6 protein-coding genes are annotated in these 6,851 nt (G+C 30.2%); all 6 read left to right on the top strand.

Annotated elements, in window-relative coordinates:
• Nucleotides 1–1,028: 1,028 nt before the first annotated feature.
• The 6 genes from Q0050_RS03775 to Q0050_RS03750 all read left to right on the top strand — a co-directional run bounded on the left by Q0050_RS03775 (nucleotide 1,029) and on the right by Q0050_RS03750 (nucleotide 6,103).
• A complete protein-coding gene (locus tag Q0050_RS03775; RefSeq protein WP_298392677.1) occupies nucleotides 1,029–1,994 on the top strand; it encodes a hypothetical protein in 966 nt (321 codons plus the stop codon).
• 123 nt (nucleotides 1,995–2,117) lie between these two features.
• Nucleotides 2,118–2,861: a tetratricopeptide repeat protein gene (locus Q0050_RS03770; protein ID WP_298392676.1), complete on the top strand. Its 744-nt coding sequence runs from the start codon at nucleotides 2,118–2,120 to the stop codon at nucleotides 2,859–2,861.
• 107 nt (nucleotides 2,862–2,968) lie between these two features.
• Nucleotides 2,969–3,631 (top strand): hypothetical protein, encoded by a 663-nt coding sequence (locus Q0050_RS03765; protein WP_298392675.1) that lies wholly within the window; start codon nucleotides 2,969–2,971, stop codon nucleotides 3,629–3,631.
• A 192-nt stretch (nucleotides 3,632–3,823) separates the two neighbouring features.
• Nucleotides 3,824–4,576 (top strand): adenylate/guanylate cyclase domain-containing protein, encoded by a 753-nt coding sequence (locus Q0050_RS03760; protein ID WP_298392674.1) that lies wholly within the window; start codon nucleotides 3,824–3,826, stop codon nucleotides 4,574–4,576.
• A 1-nt stretch (nucleotide 4,577) separates the two neighbouring features.
• Nucleotides 4,578–5,555 carry an adenylate/guanylate cyclase domain-containing protein gene (locus Q0050_RS03755; RefSeq protein WP_298392673.1) on the top strand — a complete coding sequence of 326 codons (978 nt, stop codon included), beginning with the start codon at nucleotides 4,578–4,580 and terminating at the stop codon, nucleotides 5,553–5,555.
• A 5-nt stretch (nucleotides 5,556–5,560) separates the two neighbouring features.
• Nucleotides 5,561–6,103, top strand: coding sequence for a hypothetical protein (locus Q0050_RS03750; RefSeq protein WP_298392672.1), 543 nt, complete (start codon nucleotides 5,561–5,563; stop codon nucleotides 6,101–6,103).
• Nucleotides 6,104–6,851: the final 748 nt, after the last annotated feature.

Below are 6,851 nucleotides of genomic sequence, written 5' to 3'. Positions count from 1 at the left end.
GGCAGAAATTACGCAGGCCTTATCAATTAAACTCACTATTTGTCTTTCGCAAGACGTAAGTTCGTACTACTATCAAAAAACATTTGAACCAAAACGCATTCCTTTAAAATGACAATTATAGCGGAACTTTGAAATGGAACTTTGAAGCGAAACTTTGATGCTAAACTTTGAAGCGGAACTTTATAGCGAAACTTTGAAACGGAACTTTGAAGAAAAACTTTGAAGAACTTTGGAGCCAAATTTAGGAGCGGAACTTTGCAGAAAAACTTTGCAGAAAAACTTTGAAGTGGAACTTTGAAGCGGAATTTTTTACAAAAATGAAGCGGAATTTCTAAAACCGCCGAACTACTAACAGCCGTTTGGCGCCATTGCGGTTTCGGTGATTTTTTGGAAGCTTAAGTCTTGAATTAAAATTTTGTCTATATTTGTGAGAGTTTGGTGCTGAAAATCCGCAACAGCGCCAAGCGGCAAAACGTTAGTAGTCAGCGGCAGAAATTACGCAGGTCATATCAATTAAACTTCACATTTGTCTTCCGCAAGACGTAATTAATTGTTGCTATCAAAAATTATTTAAACCAAAACTTATTAATTATTTGTAGTAGAACTTGGAATCAGAACTTTGAAATGAAACTTTTAAAAAAAAACTTTAAAACAGAATTTTGCGGCGGAACTTTGAAACGGAACTTTGAAACGGAACTTTGAAGAAAAACTTTGAAACGGAACTTTGAAACAGAACTTTGAAACAGAACTTTGAACCAAAACTGTGAATCAGAACTTCGAAATGAAACTTAAAGACGGAAATGGAAACTGATTATGGAATTCTAAATTCGTTTAGCGGAATTTCTAAAACCGCCGAACTACTAACAGCCGTTTGGCGCCATTGCGGTTTCGGTGATTTTTTGGAAGCTTAAGTCTTGAATTAAAAATTTGTTTATATTTGTGAGAGTTTGGTGCTGAAAATCCGCAACAGCGCCAAGCGGCAAAACGTTATGCAACAGCTTTAGAAATCACATTCAAAACAACAAACAATGGAATATTACGCATTAGTCGAAAGAATTAAAGAAAAACATGAATGTGGAGTTTATGGCAGAAGAGTTTTAAAAAAAGAAGAGAAACGAGAGTTTAAAGATTATAATAAATCAGAAAAAGCATTTTTTATTGGTAATATAATTTTATCAGCTTTTCAACCTGTAATAGGTGGAATTACAATAGTAATAACCGCAATTGACCAACATTACAATCGCAGAACAAAAAATGAATTGTCTGTTAGATATAAATTATTAGATGCTCCCAAACAAATTATTTTCGACAACGATTATTTAGAAAATGATTACAACATCGCTGAAAATAATGAACTCTTCTATGGTATTTTTGACAATTATGTTCAAAAAAATAAAATTTTTGAGTCAATAATGAAATCTAATGGTGGATCAAGAATGACAATTATTGCTCGAAACGAAATTTCATCGAGCAAACATTTTGGCGGAGAAGACGGAAAATTTAATTATGGTCTTTATTGTTCTCATCCAAAAGATGAAAATTTATTAATTCCATTAGAAAATTCTAACGAGCTAATTAAAACTATGATACTTGAAGAAACTCTAAGAGCTTATGAAGCTTTGGGTGCAAAGAAGATTTTGATTGAAGATCATACTGAAGTTCAACTTGATTCCAAACAAAAAGCTAAAAATTTAGATGCTGGTGCTTCCGTAAATTTTAAAAAAGAAGTATTAAGAGAAAAAGAATTTGGTAAAGGAACTTTCGACGCAGAACGGGCACTTAAGTCAAGTTTATTCATCCATGACTTTCCAAATATTATGACCACTATTAATGGAAGAGTAAATGGAAATCAAATATCTGAAAGATTTACAGAAACAATAAATCTTAGCACTGGTTTAGATATAAATGTTTTAAAAATAATTAGTGGAAATGTGAATTTTGAATATAAACGAAAATGGTATTTTGAAGTGACATTCTATGACAAAAATGAATAAGCCGTCGCATAACAGCGGTTTCAAGAAATGGCGAGGCACGGGATTTATCAGAAATTGGAAAGTTCTTTAATTAAAAGTTTTTGTTATATTTGTGAAGGCTTGGTCTTGGTTCATCGCCACTTCATGAAGCCGCAGAACGTTGTGCGATATTTTGGAGCGACAGAAAACATAAAAGAAACCATAAAAATGTTTACAGAAATTAATAGTGCAGAAACTTGGGAAAAACTTTTAAGTGAAGCTAAAAATGGAAATAATTTAGCACAATTTGAAGTTGGAATTTATTATGAAAACGGAATTGAAATAGACGGTGTAGAAATATTAAAAGCAAATGATTTAGAAGGCTTTAATTGGACAAAAAAAGCTTACGAAAATGGTAATCTAAAAGCACTTGTTAGTTATGCAGATTATTTAAGTTTAGGTAAAAGTTGTGAAAAAAATTTAGATTTAGCTATTGAACTTTATAAAAAAGGAATCGAACTTGGAATTAGTGAAGCCTCTTATAATTTAGGAATTGAATATAGAAATCAACAAAATTTTGAAACAGCATTTGAATATTATGAAAAAGCGAATGAACTAGATTCAAATTATGAAGAATTCACTATTGCAAAATGCTATTATTATGGAATTGGAATTGAGAAAAATAAAAATAAAGCATTTGAATTATTGAAAAAAATTAAATTTCCAGAAAACAATCAATTTGAAGTTGATGAAGCAAATTATTTAATTGGAATAATACATTTAGAAGGAGAAATTGTTGAAAAGTCAATAGAATTAGCAAGAAAATATTTAGAATTAGCAAACATTGATGAAGATCATCGTTCTGCTCAAGAACTTTTGTTAATTATTGGAAGAAGTGAAAATCTATAATAAAAAACATCGCACAACAGCAGTTACAAGAAATTGCTAGGCTTGGTTTTTGTCAGAAATGGTAATTGTTGAATCAAAGTTTTGTCTATATTTGTAATTGACAGTGAATGAAGTACGCAACTTCTTGTAGCTGCGAAACGTTACCAGCTATTTTTGAAAAACTGCATATGAAAGAAAATTGGTTATTTATAAAAACTCCAGACCATTATGGAAATCCAGAAATTATTCAGTTTGATGGAAACATAATAAATCACTTTAGTGTTAAGAAAAGTGATGAAATAAACTCATTGGAAATAACTAAAGAAAAAAGAAAAGAAATATTGAACGAAGTTGAACATAAATGTATCAATCCAAATCGAATTAGATTTTATAGAAATGGCAAAATCTACAGAGTATTAAGTGAAACAGAATCAACAACTGAAGATTGCATATTTGAAAATGATTACGAGAAACTAAACGCAACAGAAACCAAACTAACAGAAAATGAAATTCAGAATTTAAGGTTTGATTTCAATTGGCGTGGTGAGAAAATGAATCTTAGTTTCAATAAAGATTTAGATTCGCAAGTAATAAAAGAAATAAACAAAAGACTAAACAGAAAAGGAAGCAGAATTGTACTTGAAAAAATAAATGAAACTTTATTACTTTCTTTTTATGATGACATTCATCTCGACAAACTGATTCCTATTAAATATGTTGACAAGAAAAAGATAATATTATATGGATTTCCAAAAGAACCATACGAAGTTATTTGCGAAGTATCAGAATAAAACAGCTGGTAACAGCGGTTTCAAGAAATGGCGAGGCTTGGGATTTATCAGAAATTGGAAAGGTTTTTAATTAAAAGTTTTGTTTATATTTGTAAAGGCTTGGTCTTGGTTCATCGCCACTTCTTGAAGCCGCGAAACGTTACCAGCAAGCTTACCGCAGAATCGCAGAAATCCAGAATCTAAAACAATAATATGGCAAATTTAGAGCAAATAAAAAAACTTAATTTAAAGTATAATAAAGCAAGTGCATTTACTCGTTCAATTAAAACCTTTTCAATTAATGAATCTTTAGATTCTAAAAATATTGAACTGTCAATTCAAAATAATATTAGCAGTTTAGGAACAAACTTTGTTCAATACTTTGATGATGGAAAAGATGCCGATGTTGCGTTATTGTTTATTGATATTTGTGATTTCTCAAGTAAAAATAGTACTTTAAACGGAAAACAGATAAGTACATTTTTTGATGAATATTATGATCTAGTAATCCCAATAATATATGAATTTGGTGGTGAAATTGATAAAATTATAGGTGATGGAATCATCTGCCTTTTTGGACAACCATTTTTGAATAAAAGCTTAAATGATTGCATTATCGAAGCAGACAAGTGCGCAAAAAAAATAATAGTTGAAACAAAGAAGAAAGATAAATTTAAAAGTAAAGTTGCATTTCATTTTGGTAAAATAAATTATTTCAGAAATAAATCTGCATTTTACAATGAATTAACCATAGTTGGTAAACCTTTAACAGAATTATTTAGACTTGAATCAATTAGCGAAAATGAAAAAATAAACTATTTTGTAAAGTATTCTTTTGTAAGCAATTGGAATGAAAATCTAAATAAAAACACAAGACTTTGGACTCTTGAGGGAATAAAACCGATATCAACGGATTTAAAAGGTGTAGATTATAAATACACCCAAACAAATAAATACTTTATATAAAATGAAGGGAATACTTGATGAAATAACAGCAGATGTATTAGACATCAAAAATAAAAATTTCCAATATTCCTCTACAAATCTTGTTCCTTCGAGACACGATACTTCTCTTACTTTTGAAAGAGGTCAAGACAAAATAGGTAAAGAGATTGAAACTTGTGTACTTTATGTTGACATTAGAAATTCTGTTGAATTAAATAGAAAACACCACACCCAGACTATGGGGAGAATTTATAGTATATTTTCTAAATCAATGCTCAAATTAGCTAAACATCATAATGGTTCTGTTAGAAATATTATTGGCGACAGAGTAATGATAGTATTTCCTTCTAAAGACTGTTATACAAATGCTGTTGATTGTGCAATCTCTATTTATCACGTTTCGGAATATATTATCAATTCAAACTTCAAAGAAGTTGAGTTTAAATGCGGTATAGGTATTGATTTTGGTCTATTAAAGGTTGTGAAAGTAGGATTACACAGAAAAGGAACTGAAAATATTGATAATAAAAATTTAGTTTGGGTAGGTTATCCCGCAAATATAGCATCAAGATTAACTGATGTCGCCAATAAAACTTTAAATAATTCTTCTGTCAAGGTTACATATAATCCATATAATTTTGGAAATATGTTTGGATTAACCAGTCTTTTAGGTCAACAGCCTGTAAAGAAATCAAATGATGTATATTTAGATACCACTACAACTCGTATTCACACAAATGAAGAATTTTCTAAAAGTTTAAGCTTTAACAATACACTTGGTGTCTGTTATTCTGGCGGAAAATTAATTAGATTTGATAAAATAGAATCAAAAATTGACTTTCCTCCTATTTTAATGACTCCAGCTGTTTACAATGGTTTTAAAAAGGCAAACCCATCTAGAATTTGTATAACTGGAAATTTTTGGAAAGAAATCACGAATCATCAGATAAAAAATGTCTCCACCAACATATATGGTGGAACTGTAAATTGGAAAATTTAAAAATTATGGAAAAAATAGAAAAAAGTTTGAAGAAATTAGAAATCATAAATCAATGGATTTCAAATTGTGATACAAAAAGTTCATTTGTTATGACATTCTTTGGAGTAATCATAACAATCATATTTACTTCAAATATTGGAACAGAAATGATACAATCGCTATCATTTTCAAAGGCAAATGAAATTGATTGGATAAGTGTAAAGAGGTTTATTGGGTTAATAATTACTGTTGCATTTTTTATTAGTTCAATAGTTACTTTATATCATATTTATTTAACCTTAATCGGTAGAATTGATTCAAAAATATACAGACAAGAAAAATTGAATGTAAACTCCAACCTTTTCTTTGGAACTATCTCAACAAAAACTTTTAAGGATTTTGAAATTGAAACAAATGATGAGAATAATGAAAAATACCTAAATGATATAAATTCACAAATTTTTATAAATTCTAATATTGTAACTGAAAAATTTAAATATTATAATAAAAGTTTATTGTGGTCATTAATAACTTTCGGTATTTTTTTATTGTACACTTTAATGAGATAAAGCCAGCTGGTAACAGCCGTTTGGCAAGATTGCGAATTTTGTGGTAAATTCACGTTTACGTTTCGCAAGAAATTTTATCTTTGATAGAAAATAATCGGTTCCGAACTTCGCAACCTCGCCAAGCGCCGGAACGTTAGTAGTCAGCGGCAGAAATTACGCAGGCCTTATCAATTAAACTCACTATTTGTCTTTCGCAAGAAGTAAGTACGTACTACTATCAAAAAACATTTGAACCAAAACGCATTCCTTTAAAATGACAATTATAGCGGAACTTTGAAATGGAACTTTGAAGCGAAACTTTGAAGCTAAACTTTGAAGCGGAACTTTATAGCGAAACTTTGAAACAGAACTTTGAAACGGAACTTTGAAGAAAAACTTTGACGAACTTTGTAACCAAATTTTGAAACGGAACTTTGTAGAAAAACTTTGAAGTGGAACTTTGAAGCGAAACTTTGAAGCGGACTTTTTTAAAAAAAATGATGCGGAATTTCTAAAACCGCCGAACTACTAACAGCCGTTTGGCGCCATTGCGATTTCAGTAATTTTCTGGAAGCTTGAGTCTTGAATTAAAAATTTGTCTATATTTGTGAGAGTTTGGTGCTGAAAATCCGCAACAGCGCCAAGCGGCAAAACGTTAGTAGTCAGCGGCAGAAATTACGCAGGCCTTATCAATTAAACTCACTATTTGTCTTTCGCAAGACGTAAGTTCGTACTACTATCAAAAAACATTTGAACCAAAACGCATTCC

Source organism: Flavobacterium sp. (genome assembly GCF_027483985.1).
In the GTDB taxonomy this organism is placed as follows: Bacteria; Bacteroidota; Bacteroidia; order Flavobacteriales; family Flavobacteriaceae; genus Flavobacterium.
The sequence above is the reverse complement of the archived record's forward strand: the minus strand, read 5'-3'. Positions and strand labels throughout refer to the sequence as shown.

Bases quoted from the DNA above. Each gene is read 5' to 3' on its own strand.
- Q0050_RS03775 (WP_298392677.1), top strand. From the start codon at position 1,029: ATGGAATATTACGCATTAGTCGAAAGAATTAAAGAAAAACATGAATGT.
- Q0050_RS03770 (WP_298392676.1), top strand. From the start codon at position 2,118: ATGAAGCCGCAGAACGTTGTGCGATATTTTGGAGCGACAGAAAACATA.
- Q0050_RS03765 (WP_298392675.1), top strand. From the start codon at position 2,969: ATGAAGTACGCAACTTCTTGTAGCTGCGAAACGTTACCAGCTATTTTT.
- Q0050_RS03760 (WP_298392674.1), top strand. From the start codon at position 3,824: ATGGCAAATTTAGAGCAAATAAAAAAACTTAATTTAAAGTATAATAAA.
- Q0050_RS03755 (WP_298392673.1), top strand. From the start codon at position 4,578: ATGAAGGGAATACTTGATGAAATAACAGCAGATGTATTAGACATCAAA.
- Q0050_RS03750 (WP_298392672.1), top strand. From the start codon at position 5,561: ATGGAAAAAATAGAAAAAAGTTTGAAGAAATTAGAAATCATAAATCAA.